General features: G+C 69.9%; 19 protein-coding genes. 15 read left to right on the forward strand and 4 right to left on the reverse strand.

The window, feature by feature from the left end; all coding sequences use genetic code 11:
* Nucleotides 1–10 precede the first annotated feature (10 nt).
* The 5 genes from GVY39_RS12315 (at nt 11) to GVY39_RS12335 (ending at nt 5804) form a co-directional block, all read left to right on the forward strand.
* Nucleotides 11–1102: an ABC transporter substrate-binding protein gene (locus GVY39_RS12315; protein WP_159923729.1), complete on the forward strand. Its 1092-nt coding sequence runs from the start codon at nt 11–13 to the stop codon at nt 1100–1102.
* Nucleotides 1102–1965 carry an ABC transporter permease gene (locus GVY39_RS12320; protein WP_159923731.1) on the forward strand — a complete coding sequence of 288 codons (864 nt, stop codon included), beginning with the start codon at nt 1102–1104 and terminating at the stop codon, nt 1963–1965. The genes GVY39_RS12315 and GVY39_RS12320 overlap by 1 nt, the downstream gene beginning before the upstream one ends.
* The gene (locus GVY39_RS12325) at nt 1941–2693 is read left to right on the forward strand and encodes an ABC transporter ATP-binding protein (protein WP_159923733.1); all 753 of its coding nucleotides are present in this window, start codon (nt 1941–1943) and stop codon (nt 2691–2693) included. The genes GVY39_RS12320 and GVY39_RS12325 overlap by 25 nt, the downstream gene beginning before the upstream one ends.
* Nucleotides 2690–4039, forward strand: a complete 1350-nt coding sequence (locus GVY39_RS12330; protein WP_159923735.1) for an LLM class flavin-dependent oxidoreductase — start codon at nt 2690–2692, stop codon at nt 4037–4039. The genes GVY39_RS12325 and GVY39_RS12330 overlap by 4 nt, the downstream gene beginning before the upstream one ends.
* 382 nt (nt 4040–4421) lie before the next feature.
* Entirely contained in the window at nt 4422–5804 is a 1383-nt protein-coding gene (locus GVY39_RS12335; protein ID WP_236565423.1) for an MFS transporter, read from the forward strand.
* A gap of 207 nt (nt 5805–6011) precedes the next feature.
* Here GVY39_RS12335 and GVY39_RS12340 read toward each other — a convergent pair whose 3' ends face one another.
* A complete protein-coding gene (locus GVY39_RS12340; protein WP_159923737.1) occupies nt 6012–6596 on the reverse strand; it encodes a TetR/AcrR family transcriptional regulator C-terminal domain-containing protein in 585 nt (194 codons plus the stop codon).
* Nucleotides 6597–6698: 102 nt separating this feature from the next.
* Between GVY39_RS12340 and bioB the strand changes: the two genes are divergently transcribed.
* From bioB to GVY39_RS12365, 5 genes are all read left to right on the forward strand, one after another.
* Nucleotides 6699–7712 carry a biotin synthase BioB gene (bioB, locus tag GVY39_RS12345; RefSeq protein WP_159923739.1) on the forward strand — a complete coding sequence of 338 codons (1014 nt, stop codon included), beginning with the start codon at nt 6699–6701 and terminating at the stop codon, nt 7710–7712.
* A gap of 32 nt (nt 7713–7744) precedes the next feature.
* The gene (locus GVY39_RS12350; RefSeq protein WP_159923741.1) at nt 7745–7972 is read left to right on the forward strand and encodes a hypothetical protein; all 228 of its coding nucleotides are present in this window, start codon (nt 7745–7747) and stop codon (nt 7970–7972) included.
* Entirely contained in the window at nt 7972–8622 is a 651-nt protein-coding gene (locus GVY39_RS12355) for a DUF2567 domain-containing protein (protein ID WP_195071691.1), read from the forward strand. The genes GVY39_RS12350 and GVY39_RS12355 overlap by 1 nt, the downstream gene beginning before the upstream one ends.
* 81 nt (nt 8623–8703) lie before the next feature.
* On the forward strand, nt 8704–9237 hold the full coding sequence (locus GVY39_RS12360) for a DUF1353 domain-containing protein (protein ID WP_159923745.1): 534 nt from the start codon (nt 8704–8706) through the stop codon (nt 9235–9237).
* Nucleotides 9238–9335: 98 nt separating this feature from the next.
* Nucleotides 9336–9887, forward strand: coding sequence for an ATP-binding protein (locus tag GVY39_RS12365; RefSeq protein ID WP_159923747.1), 552 nt, complete (start codon nt 9336–9338; stop codon nt 9885–9887).
* A gap of 124 nt (nt 9888–10011) precedes the next feature.
* Here the strand turns inward: GVY39_RS12365 and GVY39_RS12370 are convergent, their stop codons facing one another.
* Nucleotides 10012–10215, reverse strand: a complete 204-nt coding sequence (locus GVY39_RS12370) for a cold-shock protein (RefSeq protein ID WP_040741190.1) — start codon at nt 10213–10215, stop codon at nt 10012–10014.
* A 261-nt stretch (nt 10216–10476) separates the two neighbouring features.
* Here GVY39_RS12370 and GVY39_RS12375 point away from each other — a divergent pair, with 261 nt between their 5' ends.
* Both GVY39_RS12375 and GVY39_RS12380 read left to right on the forward strand, forming a co-directional pair.
* Nucleotides 10477–12078, forward strand: coding sequence for an alkaline phosphatase D family protein (locus tag GVY39_RS12375; RefSeq protein ID WP_159923749.1), 1602 nt, complete (start codon nt 10477–10479; stop codon nt 12076–12078).
* Nucleotides 12079–12243: 165 nt separating this feature from the next.
* Nucleotides 12244–12417 (forward strand): hypothetical protein, encoded by a 174-nt coding sequence (locus GVY39_RS12380; protein WP_159923751.1) that lies wholly within the window; start codon nt 12244–12246, stop codon nt 12415–12417.
* Between the two features lie 176 nt (nt 12418–12593).
* On the opposite strand, the gene GVY39_RS12385 is transcribed toward GVY39_RS12380, so the two are convergent.
* Nucleotides 12594–13358: an NUDIX domain-containing protein gene (locus GVY39_RS12385; RefSeq protein ID WP_159923753.1), complete on the reverse strand. Its 765-nt coding sequence runs from the start codon at nt 13356–13358 to the stop codon at nt 12594–12596.
* A gap of 76 nt (nt 13359–13434) precedes the next feature.
* Here GVY39_RS12385 and nadA point away from each other — a divergent pair, with 76 nt between their 5' ends.
* From nadA to nadC, 3 genes are read left to right on the forward strand one after another with little or no spacing between them, the layout of a single operon-like run.
* Nucleotides 13435–14478, forward strand: coding sequence for a quinolinate synthase NadA (nadA, locus tag GVY39_RS12390; RefSeq protein ID WP_159923755.1), 1044 nt, complete (start codon nt 13435–13437; stop codon nt 14476–14478).
* The gene (locus GVY39_RS12395; protein ID WP_159923757.1) at nt 14475–16055 is read left to right on the forward strand and encodes an L-aspartate oxidase; all 1581 of its coding nucleotides are present in this window, start codon (nt 14475–14477) and stop codon (nt 16053–16055) included. Before nadA ends, GVY39_RS12395 begins: the two co-directional genes overlap by 4 nt.
* A 51-nt stretch (nt 16056–16106) precedes the next feature.
* Nucleotides 16107–16967 carry a carboxylating nicotinate-nucleotide diphosphorylase gene (gene nadC, locus GVY39_RS12400; protein WP_159923759.1) on the forward strand — a complete coding sequence of 287 codons (861 nt, stop codon included), beginning with the start codon at nt 16107–16109 and terminating at the stop codon, nt 16965–16967.
* 311 nt (nt 16968–17278) lie between these two features.
* Here the strand turns inward: nadC and GVY39_RS12405 are convergent, their stop codons facing one another.
* Nucleotides 17279–17782, reverse strand: a complete 504-nt coding sequence (locus tag GVY39_RS12405) for a GNAT family N-acetyltransferase (RefSeq protein WP_201295213.1) — start codon at nt 17780–17782, stop codon at nt 17279–17281.
* Nucleotides 17783–17890: the final 108 nt, after the last annotated feature.

A 17890-nucleotide genomic window follows, 5' to 3' on the forward strand; every position in this document is an offset into this window, starting at 1 on the left:
CAATTCGCCTATGTTCCGACCCAGCACGTTCCGGTCCGGCCTCCGCGGCCGCACGACCGCCGCATTGCTCGCCGTGGCAACCGTTGCGACTCTCGGACTCACCGGCTGCGCGAACGACGACAAGCCGGTCGGTCCCACAGCCGACGGGCCACTGCCGACCGAGGTTCCCCCCGGGACCACCCTCGTGATCGCCGACCAGCAAGAGCGCCTGCAATCGGTCCTGCGCCTGTCCGGTGAACTCGACAAGCTCCCCTTCGAGGTGGAGTTCGCCAACTTCGTCGGCGGCCCCGCCATCCTGGAGGCGTTCCGCGCGGGCGCCGCCGACGTAGCGCAGGTCGGCGACGTCCCGCCGATCCACGCCCTGGTGGCGGGGCAGGACGTTCCGATCGTCGCGTCCTACCAGACCAGCACCACCGCTTTGAAACTGGCGGTGGCGCCGGGCAAGTCGGTAACGCGGCTGGCGGACCTGAAGGGCAAGAAGATCGCCTACGCCGAGGGCACCGCCCAGCAGGCCGCCGTGCTGCGCGCCCTCGACAGAGCCGGACTCACCACCTCCGACGTGCAGCTGGTCCGGCTGCAACTGGCCGAGTTCCTCGATGCCGTGCGCACCGGCCAGGTCGACGTCGCGCCGCTGATCGAACCGAACGTCACCCGGTTGCTGCGCACGCCGGGCACCTCTCTCGTACCGGACTCCGAGACCGCGGGCGTCTACAGCGGCCTCGCCTACCTCTACGCCCGTCGGGCCGTCGTGCAGGACCCGGCCGAGGCGGCCGCCACCCGCGCCCTGGTCGGCGCCTTCGTGCGGGCCTACCAGTGGGCCAACACCCATCCGCAGGAGTGGGCGCGCCGCTACTACGTGGAGAACCAGAAGGTCAGCGCCGAGGACGCCGAACGGATCGTGCAATCGCTTGGCGTCTACGTCTTCCCACACCTGGACCAGCGACTGATCGACCGTCAGCAATCCACCATCGACGCCATCGCCGAGGCGGGTGAGCTGCCCAAGAAGGTGCGGGCGGCCGACGGCTTCGACCTGCGCTTCGACGCCGCGATCACCCAGGCGGTCACCGAGAGCGGCGCGTCGTTCGAACCGAAGGCGCGTTGATGGCCACCCTCGACGCCACCGTGCTGCGCCGCATCGGCCTCGGTCGCCCCGACGCGGAACCGGTCCTGGCGAAACGCAAACCGAGCAGGCCGCGCCTGGGACCGGGCCGCCCGATCCCGTTCGGTATCGCGTTGGGACCGACGTTGCTGATCGCCGCGTGGGTCGCCGGATCCGCCTCCGGCGCACTGGATCCGGAAACCTTGCCCGCACCGTGGACGGTCGCGCAGACCGCCGGTGACCTGCTCGCCGACGGCCGACTGCAGAGCAACCTGCTCACCTCGGTGCAGCGCGCCGCCATCGGGCTCGGGATCGGTGTCGCGATCGGTGTGGTGCTCGCGCTGCTGGCCGGGCTGAGCCGGCTCGGTGAAGCGCTGGTGGACGGCCCTATTCAGATCAAACGCGCCATTCCGACGCTCGCGCTGATCCCGCTGTTCATCGTGTGGTTCGGCATCGGCGAGGAAATGAAGCTGCTGGTGATCACCACCAGCGTGGCTGTCCCGATCTACTTGAATACGCACGCGCATCTGCGCAGCGTCGACGCCAGGTATGTGGAACTCGCCCAGACTGTGGATCTGTCGCGGTGGGGGTTCGTCCGCCGGATCGCGCTGCCGGGATCGCTGCCCGGATTCTTCACCGGTCTGCGGCTCGGGGCCACCATCTCGTGGCTGGCGCTGGTCGTGGTGGAACAGGTCAACGCCACCAGCGGCATCGGATACCTCATGACCCAGGCCCGCACCTACGGCCAGATCGACATCATCGTGGTCGGCCTGGTGATCTACGGCCTGCTGGGCCTGTTCGGCGACATCCTGGTGCGCGCCGTGGAAAGGAAGGCGCTGTCATGGCGACAGACACTCGGGGACTGAACGTCGTCCGCGCCCGGCGGCTGCGCCGTGGCTTCGGCGACCGGGTCGTGCTGCGCGACCTCGACATCGATATCGCCCGCGGCGAGTTCGTCGCGCTGCTGGGCCGCAGTGGTTCGGGCAAGAGCACGCTGCTGCGGGCGCTGGCCGAATTGGATTACGACGTAACCGGATCCGGTGAGCTGAGAGTGCCCACCGAGCGCTCGGTGGTGTTCCAGGACTCCCGGTTGCTGCCCTGGGCGCGCGTGCTGGAGAACGTGACCCTCGGCCTCGGTGGCGCGGACGTGGCCGGTCGCGGTCGCGCGGCGCTGGCGGAGGTCGGCCTCGCGGGCCGCGAGAAAGCATGGCCCAAGGAACTTTCCGGCGGTGAGCAACAGCGCGTCGCCCTGGCGCGTTCGCTGGTGCGCGAGCCGGAGCTGCTGCTGGCGGACGAACCGTTCGGCGCGCTGGACGCGCTGACCAGGATCAAGATGCACGCGCTGTTGCAGGACCTGTGCGCCCGGCATCGCCCCGCCGTCCTGCTGGTCACCCACGATGTGGACGAGGCGGTGCTGCTCGCCGACCGCGTGCTGGTGCTCGATGACGGGCACCTCGCGGTGGACCAGCGCATCGACCTGGAACGCCCGCGCCGCCACGGCGATCCCGCCTTCCTGCGGCACCGATCCCTGCTGCTGGCCAGCCTGGGTGTCGACGTCGCGGACACGCATACCGACGAGAAGAAAGCCTCATGACCGCACCGCGCCAACTCAGTCTCAACGCCTTCATCTATCCCTCCGGTCACCACGAGGCCGCCTGGCGGCATCCGTGGAGCAGTCCCGACCGGATCTACGACGTCGCCTACTACCAAGAGATCGGACGCACCGCCGAAGCGGCGAAGCTGGACGCGGTGTTCTTCGCCGACGGTCCAGCGCTGCGCACCAACGTACGGCACAACGCGGCCTCCGGCCTCGAGCCGATCACCCTGCTCACCGCCATCGCCACGGCGACGACGCACCTCGGCCTCATCGCCACCGCGTCGACCACGTACTACGAGCCCTACAACCTCGCCAGGCTGTTCTCCACGCTGGACCACATCTCCGGCGGCCGCGCGGGCTGGAACATCGTCACCACCGGAACCGATCTCGCCGCGGCGAACTTCGGTTTGGACAAGCATCCCGACCACGCCGAACGGTACGCGCGGGCGCGGGAGTTCGTCGACGCCGTGACCGCGCTGTGGGACAGCTGGGAGGACGACGCCATCGTCGGGGACCGGGCCTCCGGCGTGTACGCCGACCCGGAGAAGATTCACCGGGTCGACTTCGAGGGCGAATACCTGCGGGTGCGTGGGCCGTTCAACGCGCCGCGCACGCCGCAGGGCTACCCGGTGCTGGTGCAGGCGGGCGCGTCGAACGACGGCCGGGCGTTCGCGGGCAAGTACGCCGAGGCGATCTTCACCGCGCATCAGCGCCTCAGCGACGCGCAGGCGTTCTACGCCGACATCAAACAGCGGGCCCGCAGCTTCGGCCGCGACCCCGAGCACGTCAAGATCCTGCCCGGGATCAGCCCGTTCATCGCCGACACCGAGGCGGCGGCCAAGAAATTGGAACAGGAGTTCAACGAGCTCACCGTGCCGGAGTACGGGTTGGCACAGCTCGAGGGCATCGTCGGGATCAGCCTGCGGCACCTGGCGCTGGACGAGCCGATTCCGGCCGATTTGTTCGACGCCGCGGGCGATGTCACCGACAACGGCCAGAGCCGGTTGCAAGTCGTGGCGGGGATCGTGCAGCGGGAACGGCCGACTGTCCGTGGTCTGCTGCACCGCCTCGCCGGTGCGCGCGGTCACCGGGTGTTCGCCGGAACCCCCGAGCAGGTCGCCGACACCATCGAGGAATGGTTCCGCGGCGGCGCCGCCGACGGTTTCAACGTGATGCCGCCGTACTACCCGGGTGGACTGGAGGTCTTCGCCGAAACGGTCGTGCCGATCTTGCAGCAGCGCGGACTGTTCCGCACCGAGTACACCGGCACCACCCTGCGTGACCACTTCGGCCTACCCCGTCCCGAGAGCCGTTTCGCCCGGCAGCCCGCGCTGACCCGGTGAGCGGCACCGGCGAAACCGACTGTCCCGCCGGGGCGCGGGCGCACCGAGCTGTCCGACGTCCCACCACGCCGGTGCCCGCCATGGACCGGACTCGCGCGGCCGGTCGGGAGCCGGTCGGTGCCGTGCCCCGCTCACTGAGCGCCCTACGGGTTCTCGCCGATTCGCGCGGCGCGCGGCCCGGCCCGAACCAGCGGTCGATTATCGGTCACACCCGGGGCCGCTCGCGGGCCGTGGGTGTGTGGTCGGAGAGTGCTCGCGCGGTGGCGTGGGTGACGGGCAACGAGCGCACAGTCGTCGGTCGCGATCGGGTGCGCGACCGGATTGCGTCATCGGCTGGATTCGCTGCTCGCGTCGCGCGGATGACCGAATCCAGTGTGCGGAGTTGCCGCGCGGTCCTGCGGGCTCCCGCCGAATCGTGGGGGCGGCGGCCCGGATCGAACGCCGCGAGCAGCGGGTTCGGGCGGCGGGTGACCGGTTGGAGCAGTGCGCGGCGGGTGGCCTCACGGACTCGGGGATGTTCTTGCCGTACGGTGACTCGGCGATGAACGAGCGGTCCGTCGTGGTCGGTGCGGTCGCGAACCCGGTGCGATTGCGGTCGCTGACCTGGACCGTGTTCGTTCCGATGGTGGTGTACGGCATCGGGTCCGGCGCGGCGGCGCCGATGTACGCGCTGCGCGCGCTGGACCTGGGCGCGTCGGCCGGACTGGCCGGGGTCATCGTCGCGCTGTCCGGGTTGGGGATGGTGCTCACCGATCTGCCCGCGGGAAGGGCCGTCGCCAGGTTCGGGGAACGCGGCGCGATGGCGGTGGGGTCGGTGATCGGGGGCGTCGGGGTGCTCGCGGCGATCTTCGCGCCCAACGTCGGGGTGCTCGCCCTGGGAATGCTGCTGGGCGGCGCGGCGGGCGCGGTGTGGGGCCTGGCTCGCCAGACCTACCTCGTGGCCGTGGTGCCCGTGGGCGACCTCGGGCGCGCGATGTCGACGCTGGCCGGTTCGATGCGGCTGGGGTTCTTCTGCGGACCGTTCCTCGGTGCGGCCGTGGTGCACTCCCTCGGCCCGAACGGCGCGCTGTGGTTGCAATTGGCGACCACGGTGATCTCCGGCGCGGCCATGGCGGCGATCCGGTCACCCGACGGGCCGGGCGAGACAGGCGCGCGGGCTTCGCTGGGAGCGATCGTGGTCGAGCACCGCAGAACCCTCGGCACGCTCGGCTCGGCCGCGTTGCTGGTCGGCGCGGCACGGGCGTCGCGGCTGGCGCTGCTGCCGCTGTGGGCGGCGCACATCGGGTTGAGCGCTTCGACCACCAGTCTGATCTTCGGCCTGGCGGGAGCGGTGGACGTGCTGCTGTCCTATCCGGCGGGGGTCTGGCTGGATCGCTACGGCAGGCGCGCCACCGGCGTGCCGTCGATGATCCTGTTCGCCGCCGGTTTCGGTTCGCTGCCGTTCACCTCGACGGTGCTCGGCCTCGGCTGCGCCGCCGTGCTGCTCGGGCTCGCCAACGGAATGAGCAACGGGCTGATCATGACGGTCGGCGCCGACGTCGCACCCGACGGGCAGCGCGCGGAATTCCTCGGAGCCTGGCGGCTGACCCACGACATCGGCATGTTCGCGGGACCGGTGGCGGTGGGCGCGATCAGCGCCGTCACCGTGCTCGGTGCGGCGGCCGTCGCGCTCGCGCTCGCCGCCGCGGCGGGCGCGTACACGATGCACCTCTGGTTTCCCGGTGCGGTCCGGCCGTCACCGCGGTCGCATGAAGGGACGAGGTGAGCCCGAGTCGCGGCCCGAAGCCGGGAGATGCCCGTCGGTCGAGCGGCCATCCAGCGTCGCACCGATCGTGCCAGACCGCTCGCTCATCGGCCGGGGACCGAACGGCGAGACCGATGCACAGCCAACGGTTCCGCACGTCACCGAGCGCGGAACCCCGACCGAATCCCTCGTCGCTGGGAGCCCGGTGTCCGGCAGGTGGCTAGCAGGTCAGCGGACCCGGGTGCCGAGCAGGTGGCGCACACCCGCGACGAACAATTGCAGACCGAAGTCGAAACGGGCTGTGGCGTCCGGGGTCTCCTCCAGTGGCGACGCGTCGTCGGGCAGGGCGCCCACCGAGTCCATCTGCATCCGCGACTGCTCGTCGACGGTCTCGCCGAGAACGTAGTAGAGCAGTGTGAACGCCGCGAGTTCGGCCTCCTCGCGCGGCATGCCCGCGCGAATCGCCGCGCTCGCCAGACGTTCCCGCCCCTTGCTCGTGGTGAGCCGGGAAGCGTATGTCGCCGAAACCAATTCGGCCCCGTCGCGATAGGCCAGCAGGCAGTTCCGCAGCCGGTGAGCCAATTCGGTGATCTGCCCGGACCATTCCCCGGCCTCGATCGGGTCCTCCATGGGCGCGAGGATCTTGTCCGCGACCGCGCCGAGCAGCGCCTGCTTGTTGGGGAAATGCCAATACAACGCGCCCGGCTGGACCTGGAGGGAACCGGCCAACCGGCGCATGGTGAGGTCGGCCAGGCCGTATCGGTCCAGGATCGCGATGGCGCCGTCGACCACGTCCGCCCGGTGCAGTTGCACTCGATGCCCTCTCGTCGTGCTTTGACTCACTCCTACCGCTACCCTAGCCTGAACACCGTTCAAGTTGCACGGCCACCTCGGCCGGACGAAGGGATTCGTGCTGTGACCCAGGCACCCGTAGACACCGAGATCCTGTCGATCGCCCGCGAGCAGGTGCTCGAGCGCGGCGAGGGGCTCGATCAGGAGCAGACGCTGGAGGTGCTACGCCTGGGTGACGACCGGCTCGAGGAGTTGCTCGCCTTGGCCCACGAGGTGCGCATGAAGTGGTGCGGCCCCGAGGTGGAGGTGGAGGGCATCATCAGCCTCAAGACCGGCGGCTGTCCCGAGGACTGTCACTTCTGCTCGCAGTCGGGCCTGTTCCAGTCCCCGGTGCGCGCCGCATGGCTGGACATCCCGAGCCTGGTCGAGGCCGCCAAGCAGACCGCGAAGACCGGGGCCACCGAATTCTGCATCGTGGCCGCCGTGCGCGGTCCGGACGAGCGCCTGATGGCCCAGGTCGCCGCGGGCGTCGAGGCGATCCGCAACGAGGTCGACATCCAGGTGGCCTGCTCGCTGGGCATGCTCACCCAGGAGCAGGTCGACCAACTGGCCGCCATGGGCGTGCACCGCTACAACCACAACCTGGAGACCTCCCGCTCCTACTTCCCGAACGTGGTCACCACGCACACCTGGGAGGAGCGCTGGGACACCCTGCGCATGGTCCGCGAAGCGGGCATGGAGGTCTGCTGCGGCGGCATCCTCGGCATGGGCGAAACCTTGGAGCAGCGCGCCGAATTCGCCGCGAACCTGGCCGAGCTCGAGCCCGACGAGGTGCCGTTGAACTTCCTCAATCCCCGGCCGGGCACCCCCTTCGGCGACCTCGAGGTGCTGCCCGCGTCCGACGCGTTGCGCGCCGTCGCCGCGTTCCGGCTCGCGCTGCCGCGCACCATGTTGCGTTTCGCGGGTGGCCGCGAGATCACCTTGGGCGATCTCGGCGCCAAGCAGGGCATCCTGGGCGGCATCAACGCCGTCATCGTCGGCAACTACCTGACCACCCTGGGCCGTCCGGCCGAACAGGACCTGGATCTGCTCGGCGAGCTGAAGATGCCGATCAAGGCGCTCAACGAAACGCTCTGACCGGCTCGGTTGCGACGAACAGGCAGGCGAGCATGAGTACTGTCATGGACATGGACGAGCGCTACAACCCGTTCACCGGCAAGCGAATCGTGCCGGGTCTCGACGACGCGATCCCGGCCGCCGCCGCGCTGGGCTTGGAGCCGCCGCGGTTCTGCGAGCAGTGCGGGCGCCGCATGATCGTGCAGGTCAGCCCGGACGGCTGGTGGGCCAGGTGCTCGCGGCACGGCGTCATCGACTCGGCCGAACTGGAACGCCGCTAGTGGCGTCGGCCGGGAGCGAGGTGCGCTCGGCGGCGCTGGTCGCCGTCTCCGTGGTGATCGTCAGCGCGATCGCCGGCGCCGGATGGGGCGTGTCGGCGCCGACCGAGCGGCTGCTGGTGGTCGAGCCGGGGCGCGGGGTCGCGCTGACCGGTGAGAGCGCGCATCAGTTCGACGCGCTGGCGATGTTCCTGCTCGCGGGGGCGGTGCTGGGACTGCTCTCGGCGCTGGCCGCGTGGCGGTGGCGCTCGGCGCGCGGACCATTGCTGCAACTCGGCCTGCTGATCGGCTCCGCTGTGGGCGCGGTGGTGATGGCGGGCGTGGGCGAGCAGGTCGCCGCCTGGCTGCATCCGCGGCCCAACGACCCGCCGGTCGGACAGATCGTCGCCTTGCCGATCGAATTGGGCAGTGCGCTCGCGCTGATCGTGCAGCCGCTGATCGCGTCGTTCGCCATGCTGTTTCTTGCCGCCCTCAGTGTTTCGGAGGATCTCGGCAGCGGCCGCCGCACCGCCCGGGACCGAGTGGACACCTTCGACACCCGAGGCACTCTGACTCCCTACGGTGAAGCTGCGAGCGGGGTAGAGCTCCCTTATCGTGGCTACGAGCCTGCCAGGGAAGGGTATTCGGTGCCCGAATCCCACCCGCGGTACTGACGCGTCGTCCGGCACGTCACCGCCGCCGGGAGGCTTTGCCGAACCACCGTGGGGTGGGGTAGTGCGCGGAAGGAACAGGACGTGACCTTTGTCGGTGGCGGGCCGATCGTCGAAGAACTCGATGCCGGATTCTGGCGGGTGACCGAACCGCTCGTCTATCGCGGCGCGACCGAGGAATTCGTGATCCCCGCAGGTTTCCGCACCGACTTCGCCTCGGTGCCGCGCGCTCTCGTCTGGCTGATACCGCGCTACGGCGTCTACACCCGCGCCGCGATCCTGCACGACTATCTGCTCAACTCGACCGCGGTGAGCGTGGCCGACGCCGACGGCGTCTTCCGCCGCAGCCTGCACGAGCTCGGCGTCTCGCTGCCGCGCCGCTGGATGATGTGGGCGGCCGTGCGCGCGGCCCACCGGTTGAGCGGCGCGAGCACGGCCGACTTCGCCCGCTTCGTCGTCGTCGCCGTCCCATCGGTGCTCTTCCTCGCCGTCCCCGTGACCGTGGTAACCGTGTTCCTCCTGCTGTTCTGGCTGGTGGAGCTGGTCTTCTGGGCAGGAGCGCGCGTGGCGCAGCGGACCGAAGCGCCGCCGCCCGGCCCGGAGATGAAGTCCGCCTGAACGAGGGGTCGTCGCAGACTTCGTATGCGACGGCGCGATGTCACACTCGTGCCGAGAGCGCGGGAGCTTGGCAATTCGAGTGGTACTACGGTGCGGGAATGGCCGACGAACCGGATACGCTCCCCACCCTCGTCGTCGTCAGCGGCCCACCCGGGTCCGGCAAGACGACGCTCGCACACGCCCTTGCCCGGTCGATCGGCTGCCCTGCCATCTGCCGGGACGAGATCAAAGAGGGAATGGTGCATGCGACGGGGAACTACGCCCCGGACCGCTCGGATGAACTGAACCTGCGCACTCTGCCGGTGTTCTTCCAGACGCTGGAGCTCCTCGTGCGGGCCGGCGTCACCGTGGTTGCCGAAGCCGCCTTCCAGGACCGGCTGTGGCGTCCGGGCCTCACACCGTTGCAAGCCCACGCACGGCTGCGCGTCGTCCACTGCGTGACCGATCCGGCTCTGACGACCGCGCGAATCCACCAGCGCCGCCGAGCCGATCCACTCCGCCGCGCCCATTCCGATCCCGACCACCCGCCACCGACGCCTGCCGCGTTCCAACGCATCGCCCTCGACGCGCCGTCACTCGAGGTCGACACGACCTCCGGCTACCGCCCCGACCTCACCGCGATCATCGCTTTCCTCCATGACCCCTCATGATCGACGCACATGGTGGAGGACCCTTCTCGCGCGTTGCCGCGACCATGTGCCGTCGATCATCGACTGGCGTATACGCAAAAGCCCCGCACCCTGTGGGTGCGGGGCTTTCACCTGGCTACGTCGATCAGATCGCGCGAACGTCCTGGGCCTGGGGGCCCTTCTGACCTTGGCCGATCTCGAACTCCACGCGCTGTCCTTCTTCCAGGGACTTGAATCCCGAGCCGGACACGGCGGAGTAATGAACGAACACGTCGGCGCCGCCGCCGTCTTGCGCGATGAAGCCGAAGCCCTTTTCGCTGTTAAACCACTTCACACTGCCTTGAGCCATTGCTTTACTTCAATCTTTTCTGTAGATGAGCCAAGCGAATCACATCGATAAGCCTGATCTCACGGATCCACCCTGCCATGGATCGGCATTTCCCGATACCCCAGCAGCGGTTTGTGAGCTAACCGACACCATGGGCGAACCCGCGGTCCCAGCAGCGTCACCAGGCTGCCGCCGGCATCACCGCACACCGGAAGGCCCGTGTTCATCGCGCCGAGTCGGTAATCATGCCGGAGCGCGCATGTGGACGTAACGTCGGTTGTTATGGCGGAATTGGTATTGGGGCCGGTGTTGCGGCATGTCGACGCGACTTCGGCGACCGTCTGGGTGGAAACCGATGCTGCGTGCGAAGTGGACGTTCTGGGACGGCGCGCCCGCACGTTCCATGTGGAGGAGCAGCACTTCGCGCTGGTCGTGATCGACGGGCTGGAACCAGGCCAGTCGGTGCCCTACCAGGTGCGGCTCGACGGTGTGCCGGTCTGGCCGGAGCCGGAATCGGAGTTTCCGCCGTGCCGCATCCGTACGCGGCCCGTCGAGAAGATCTTGTTCGGGTCGTGCCGGGCGGCCAAGGCCACGCCGGGGGTGCTCGAGGCGGACAAGCTCGGAGCGGACGCGCTGGACGCGTACGCCGCGCGCATGACGGGACTGCCGGAGGAGGAATGGCCGGATGCCCTGCTGTTGCTCGGTGACCAGGTCTACGCCGACGAGCCGACCCCGCGGATGAAGGAGTGGCTGGCACGGCGGCGCGGCGGGCAGGAGCCGCAGGGCGAGGTGGTGTCCTTCCGCGAGTACGCCGAGCTCTACCACGAGTCGTGGGCGGACCCGGAGATCCGCTGGCTGATGTCGACCGTGCCGACGTCGATGATCTTCGACGACCACGACGTACGCGACGACTGGAACACCTCGCGTACCTGGCGCGAACAGATGGCGCGCAAGCCGTGGTGGAACCAGCGCATCCGCGCCGGACTCGCGTCCTACTGGGTGTATCAGCACATCGGCAACCTCGGCCCGGACGAACTGGCGCGCAACACCCTCTACCGCGAGGTCACCGAGGCGGGCGACGACGTGCAAGGTCTGCTGGAGAATTTCGCCGAGCAGGCCGACAAGGAGGTCGACGGTCGTAAGCCCACCCGGTGGAGTTACCGCCGTGACTTCGGCCGCGTCCGGCTGCTGGTGATCGACACCCGCGGTGGCCGGATCCTCGACGGTCAGCGCCTCATCGTCGGGTCCGAGGAATTCGACTGGATCGAGGAGAACGCCGCGGGCGACGTCGACCACCTGCTGATCGGATCGTCCCTGCCGTGGCTGATGCCGCACGCGCTGAGCCACTTCCAATCGCTCAACGAGCGGGCGGCGGACCTGCCGGGATGGCGCGGAAGACTGGGCGAAAAGGTCAGGCAGGCAGCGGATCTGGAGCATTGGCCCGCGTTCCGCGCGTCGTTCGAACGGCTCGCGCGGCTGATCCACCGGCTGGGTACCGCCCCGGAGTCGCCGAGCACGATCTGCGTGCTTTCCGGGGACGTGCACCACAGCTACGTCGCCGTCGCCGGTTACGCGGAGCCGACGAAATCACAAGTGCTGCAATTGGTGTGTTCGCCGGTGCACAACGAGCCACCGAAGATGTTCCAGCCCGCGTTCGCGCTGTCGTGGGCGGCGCCGATCGCGTCGGCGCTGCGGTGGCTCGCGGATCGGCGTGGGCTCTCACCCGATCCGGTCCGCTGGCGCAAGATCAGCGGCCCGCACTTCGGCAATTCGATCGCCTCCCTCGACGTCCGGGGCCGCCGCGCCCGGTTCACGCTGGAGACCGCTCGGCAAGAGACGGGCCTGGTCAAGGTGGCCGAACTGGATCTCCCGAGCCAACGGTAGGGCTGAGGGCCCTATCGCGACGGCGCTGGGCGTGGCCGAAGGATGCGGTGAGCTCTTCGCCGACGCGCTCGCCGGCCCGCCCACGGTGAAAATCGGTGGAGGCCGAACCCGCGCGGCGATACGGTGTGAACCGGAGTAGCCGGATACGCGAAAGGGGGACCGGCCGTGAATCCCGCACGTCATGCGATGGCCGACGCGCCTCCCGCGGCGAGCGAGCGCGCCGATCTGGCGGCATGGCGCCGCCGAGACGCCTTGCGGCGCAGCAACGCCGCGCGTCCGATACCCAGCAAGCGGCAGTACCGCCGCAGGGACAAGCACCGCAAAACCACCGACCAGTAATCGCGGCCTCATCACGCTGCTCAGTTCCTGGTCGCCGACGCCCATCGGCGGTGAAGCCGATGTCCTCGGCGCCTACTTCGACGCTTGCCGAAAGCCGCGTGCGCACTTGTGCTTCGAGAGCAGGCGCGGACGGGTCTTGTCTACAGGGGTCGAGCTGCGCTGGCGAAGGCAGCAGCTCAGGAGGGGCCGGGCGGACGGAGGGCGGCGAATTCGTCCGTCACGCGCAGGCCGGAGCCGGTGAAGCGGTAGACCGCGGCGGGGCGGCCGCCCGCGCGGCCGGGCGCGGCGGTGGCGCCGGTGGGCGTGATCACTCTGCGGCGGGAGAGAACTCGCTGGAGGTTCGTGGTGTCCACATCGTAGCCCAATGCGGCGCAGTAGATTTCGCGCAAGGTGGACATGGTGAACCGGTCCGGTGCGAGGGCGAAGGCGATATTCGTGTAGGACAGTTTCGCCGCCAGCCGGGTGCGGGCGTGGTCGACCACCGTGCGGTGATCGAAGGACATGTCCGGCAGTGCCGCGACCGGGTGCCACGCGGTGTCCGGGGGCAGCTGGGGATCGGCGGTCAGCGGCACCAGTCCGAGGTAGGCCGAGGCGATGCGCCGCGGGCTCGGCACCCGGTCGGGGGCGCTGAACACCGAGAGCTGTTCCAGGTGGCTCAGCTCGCGCACGTCGACCTTCTCGGCGAGCTGGCGGCGCGCGGAGGTGTCGAGGTCCTCGTCGTCACCGAGCCTGCCGCCCGGCAGTGACCAGGTGCCCTTCTGCGGGTCGAGAGCGCGTTCCCACAGCAACACCGCCAGTTCGGTCCGCTGATCGGGCGGGCACCGCCGCGTCAACTCTTCCGCGCGCTCCGCTGCGCTGTGACCTGCGGTGACGTTCTTCGGGAAGCGGCGAACCTGGAACACCGCGGTGAGCGATTCGTGGATGGTGCTACTATGGGCCACGTTTTCGATTGTAAGTCGAAAACCTGGTTTGGTGCGAATCGGCGGGTAGCCGACCGCACGAGGAAGGGAGCCATCCATGGCGACGACGGGTGCGAAACTGGCGCCCCCGCTGATGGGGCAGGTGTTCGACGGGCCGTCCGGGTTCGCGGGTGTCGAGGCATCGCCGGAGTGGGCGCGGGAAGTCAAGCGGCTGGCGCGGGAGCGCAACGCGACGATCCTGGCGCACAACTACCAGTTGCCCGCGATCCAGGACGTGGCCGACCACGTCGGCGATTCGCTGGCGCTGTCGCGGATCGCGGCCGAGGCGCCCGAGGACACCATCGTGTTCTGCGGCGTGCACTTCATGGCCGAGACCGCCAAGATTCTCAGCCCGGCGAAGACCGTGCTCATCCCGGATCAGCGCGCCGGATGTTCGCTCGCCGACTCCATCACGGCCGACGAACTGCGCGCGTGGAAAGCCGAGCACCCGAACGCGGTGGTCGTCTCCTACGTGAACACCACGGCCGAGGTGAAGGCGCTCACCGACATCTGCTGCACCTCGTCCAACGCGGTCGACGTAGTCGCCTCGATCGACCCGGACCGTGAGGTGCTGTTCTTGCCGGACCAGTTCCTCGGCGCGCACGTCAAGCGGGTCACCGGCCGCGCGAACATGCACATCTGGGCGGGTGAATGCCACGTGCACGCGGGCATCAACGGCGAGGAGCTGACCGAGCAGGCCCGCACCCATCCCGACGCGGAGCTGTTCGTGCACCCCGAATGCGGCTGCGCCACCTCGGCGCTGTACCTGGCGGGGGAGGGCGCGTTCCCGGCCGAGCGGGTGCACATCCTGTCCACCGGCGGCATGATCGACGCGGCCAAGGCGGCGAAGTCGAATCAGGTGCTGGTGGCCACCGAGGTCGGCATGCTGCACCAGCTGCGCAAGGCCGCTCCCGGCATCGACTTCCAGGCGGTGAACGACCGGGCCTCGTGCAAGTACATGAAGATGATCACCCCGGCGGCGCTGCTGCGCTGCCTGGTGGAAGGTCGCGACGAAGTCCATGTCGATCCGGAAACCGCCGCGCTGGGCCGCAATTCGGTGCAGCGGATGATCGCTATCGGCAATCCCGGCGGCGGTGAATGAGCCCGACCGCTACCCGTGCGGCGGTGGGTGACTGGGAGGCCGAGGCCGATCTGGTGGTGATCGGCGGCGGCGTCGCGGGACTGACCGCGGCGCGTACCGCGTCACTGCGTGGCCTGCGGGTGCTCACGCTCAGCAAAGGCGGGCCGACCGACACCTCCACCCAGTACGCCCAGGGCGGCATCGCCGTGGTGGCGCCGCACGGGGATTCGGTCGAGTCGCACGTGCACGACACGGTGGAGGCGGGCGCGGGCCTGTGCGACGTGGACGCCGTGCGCTCCATCGTCGCGGGCGGGCAGGCCGCGGTGGCCGCGCTGACCGATTTGGGCGCGGTGTTCGACCTCGGCCGCGACGGCCAGATCTCGCGGACCCGCGAGGGCGGGCACAGCACCCGCCGGATCATCCACGCCGGTGGCGACGCCACGGGCGCGGAGGTGCAGCGGGCGCTGAACGAGGCCGGTCTGCCGGTGCTGTTCGGCGCCGCGGTCGCCGAGATCGTCACCGGCCCGAACGGTGTGCGGGGCGTGGTCGCGGTGTCGGACAAGGGCTTCGGTGTCGTGCACGCCCCCGCTGTGCTGCTGGCCACCGGCGGGCTCGGACAGTTGTACGCGCTGAGCACCAATCCGCCCGGCGCCACCGCCGACGGCGTCGCGCTCGGGCTGCGGGCCGGCGCGACCGTCGCCGATCTCGAGTTCGTGCAGTTCCATCCGACCGTGCTCTACACCCCGGGAGGGATGGGGCGCAGGCCGCTGATCAGCGAAGCGGTGCGCGGCGAAGGCGGGACGCTCGTCGACACCGAAGGCGATCCGGTGACCGCGGGGGTGCATCCGCGCGGCGACCTCGCCCCCCGCGACGTGGTCTCCCGTGCCATCGCCGCCCGCATGCGGGCGATCGGCGCCGAGCACGTCTACCTCGATGCGCGGTCGATCGACGGCTTCGGTCGACGGTTTCCGACGATCACCGCCTCGTGCCTGGCCGCGGGCATCGATCCGCGCACGGACCTGATCCCGGTCGCGCCCGCCGCGCACTATCAGTGCGGGGGAGTCGTCACCGACACCCACGGCCGCACCGGAGTGCCCGGTCTGTACGCGGCCGGTGAGGTCGCGCGCACAGGTCTGCACGGGGCGAACCGGTTGGCCTCCAACAGCTTGCTCGAGGGACTGGTGGTCGGTGAGCGCGCCGGGGCCGCCGCCGCCGAACGGCTCGGCGAGCGGGCCGGGGTGCGCGAGCTACCCGCTCGCACCGCCGATTACGCCGCCCGTGAGGTGGTGCAGGGTCTGATGACCACGCACGCCTCGGTGGTCCGCGACCGCGCCGGTCTGGCCGAAGCGCTCAAGCGGCTCGATGACGTGGTCACCCGGCGCGACACGAACACCACCCTCACCCACCCGATCGCCGGGATCGAGGACGCCGCGCTCACCCTCGCCGCCCGCACGCTGCTGCTGGCCGCGCTCGCCCGCACCGAGAGCCGCGGCTGTCACACCCGGTCCGACCACCCGGACGCCGTTCCCGAACTCCGTCACGGCCTCCCGATCCGGCTGAACAACGACGGCGTACCCGAGTACGCGCCCATCCCCTGACGACAGCCGCCGAGCCGTCCACCGGCCCCGCTCGGCGAGAGAGGAACTTCGATGGCCCTGGATGCCGCCCTGGATCGCGACGAGGTGCTGCGGATCATCCGCGCCGCGCTGTCCGAGGACCTGCGCTACGGCCCGGACGTCACGACGACAGCGACCGTGCCCGCGGACGCGGTCATCAAGGCGTCGGTGGTGTCGCGGGAGCCGGGGACCGTGGCCGGGCTCGACGCCGGGTTGCTCGTGCTCGACGAGGTGATCGGCGCGGGCGACTACGAGATCACCGATCGCGTCGCCGACGGTACCCGGGTCTCGCCGGGACAGTCCGTGCTGACCCTGATCGCGCCGACTCGCGGGCTGCTCACCGCCGAGCGCACCATGCTCAACCTGGTATGCCATCTGTCCGGCATCGCGACGGCGACGGCCGCATGGGTGGACGCCGTCGCGGGCACCTCCTGCCGCATCCGGGACAGCCGCAAGACGCTGCCCGGCCTGCGCGCGCTGCAGAAGTACGCCGTGCGCGTCGGCGGCGGTGTCAACCACCGCATGGGTCTCGGTGACGCCGCCCTGATCAAGGACAACCACGTGGTCGCCGCGGGATCTGTGGTCGAGGCGCTGCGCGCGGTGCGCGCCGCCGCCCCCGACATCCCCTGCGAGGTCGAAGTCGACAGTCTCGAACAGCTCGACGCCGTGCTCGCCGAGGACGTGGAACTCGTCCTGCTGGACAACTTCCCGCTCTGGCAGACCCAGGCGGCCGTGCAGCGCCGCAACGCCGCGTCTCCGCGAACGAAACTGGAGTCCTCCGGCGGCCTGAGCCTCGAGGTCGCCGCCGACTACGCCCGCACCGGCGTCGACTACCTCGCCGTGGGCGCCCTCACCCACTCGGTCCGTGTGCTCGACCTCGGGCTGGACATGTAGCGGAATCCTCAGCACACCGGCTCGGCCGTGTGGTCGCGGGACCGTCACCGGCAGCAGGGACCGTGACTTCGAGTTCGGCCGGTGTCGAGCCCGGAGCTCGAACACGCGGTCGAGGTGCGAGCTGACCTCGGCCACCCTCGAGCTATGACCGCACCGGGGAGTCGCTTGCGGGCGCGTTTGCTTTCCCGGAACCCGTGACGGTGAAGTGGCTGCGGCGGGCTCGACAGCCCGGTCGACCGCACAAGTCGGTGTACTTCCGCCGCTGGGAGTAGTGGCACGCGGTCGACTCCGGGATCGCCGTCGCGTGCCCGTCAGCTGTCGCGCACCATCGTGCGCTGGTGCACTCGTGCTCCGCGATAGCGCAGGCCGGGGACCAGGGGCTCGGTGCCGTGGGCGGTGAATCCCATGCGCTCGAAGAACCGGACGGCACGGACGTTTTCCACCAGCGTCTGCAAATGGCAGCCGGGCGAACCGGTTTCGGTGAGGCGCTCGAGCCAGCGGACCATCAGCCGGTCGGCCGCGCCGGTGCCCCTGGCCTCCGGCGCGACATTGATGTGCAGATGGCTGGGCCAGCGCTCGTCGCGGAAATCTCCCGCCGTCGGAGCCCGGCGGATCGCCGCACCCGCGACATCGGCGATGCTGCGTGCGAAGAACCCGGCGGGCTCACGGCGGAACACCAGGCGATAGCGGCGGATGGCCTGATCGATGCGCTCGCTCTCGCTGGGAAACCCCGCGCTGCCCACGCAGCCGGTCAGATACCCGACCAGCTCGCCCTCGTGCTCCGCGACGAACAGCGACGCCGGTTCCAGATCCATGTACGGCTCCAGATAGACGGCCGCCTCGGATTCCGGATGCCCCTACAGCGACTCGGTCGGCGAACCCGCACCCGCGCGCACGAACAAAGCGCGCAGGGCGGCCCGGTC

Origin of the sequence: Nocardia sp. CY15 (assembly GCF_009829295.1) — a bacterium.
GTDB lineage: Bacteria > Actinomycetota > Actinomycetes > Mycobacteriales > Mycobacteriaceae > Nocardia > Nocardia sputi.

Bases quoted from the DNA above. Each gene is read 5' to 3' on its own strand.
- GVY39_RS12315 (WP_159923729.1), top strand. From the start codon at position 11: ATGTTCCGACCCAGCACGTTCCGGTCCGGCCTCCGCGGCCGCACGACC.
- GVY39_RS12320 (WP_159923731.1), top strand. From the start codon at position 1,102: ATGGCCACCCTCGACGCCACCGTGCTGCGCCGCATCGGCCTCGGTCGC.
- GVY39_RS12325 (WP_159923733.1), top strand. From the start codon at position 1,941: ATGGCGACAGACACTCGGGGACTGAACGTCGTCCGCGCCCGGCGGCTG.
- GVY39_RS12330 (WP_159923735.1), top strand. From the start codon at position 2,690: ATGACCGCACCGCGCCAACTCAGTCTCAACGCCTTCATCTATCCCTCC.
- GVY39_RS12350 (WP_159923741.1), top strand. From the start codon at position 7,745: ATGAGTACTGTCATGGACATGGACGAGCGCTACAACCCGTTCACCGGC.
- GVY39_RS12365 (WP_159923747.1), top strand. From the start codon at position 9,336: ATGGCCGACGAACCGGATACGCTCCCCACCCTCGTCGTCGTCAGCGGC.
- GVY39_RS12370 (WP_040741190.1), bottom strand. From the start codon at position 10,215: ATGGCTCAAGGCAGTGTGAAGTGGTTTAACAGCGAAAAGGGCTTCGGC.
- GVY39_RS12375 (WP_159923749.1), top strand. From the start codon at position 10,477: ATGGCGGAATTGGTATTGGGGCCGGTGTTGCGGCATGTCGACGCGACT.
- nadA (WP_159923755.1), top strand. From the start codon at position 13,435: ATGGCGACGACGGGTGCGAAACTGGCGCCCCCGCTGATGGGGCAGGTG.
- GVY39_RS12395 (WP_159923757.1), top strand. From the start codon at position 14,475: ATGAGCCCGACCGCTACCCGTGCGGCGGTGGGTGACTGGGAGGCCGAG.
- nadC (WP_159923759.1), top strand. From the start codon at position 16,107: ATGGCCCTGGATGCCGCCCTGGATCGCGACGAGGTGCTGCGGATCATC.
- GVY39_RS12405 (WP_201295213.1), bottom strand. From the start codon at position 17,782: ATGGATCTGGAACCGGCGTCGCTGTTCGTCGCGGAGCACGAGGGCGAG.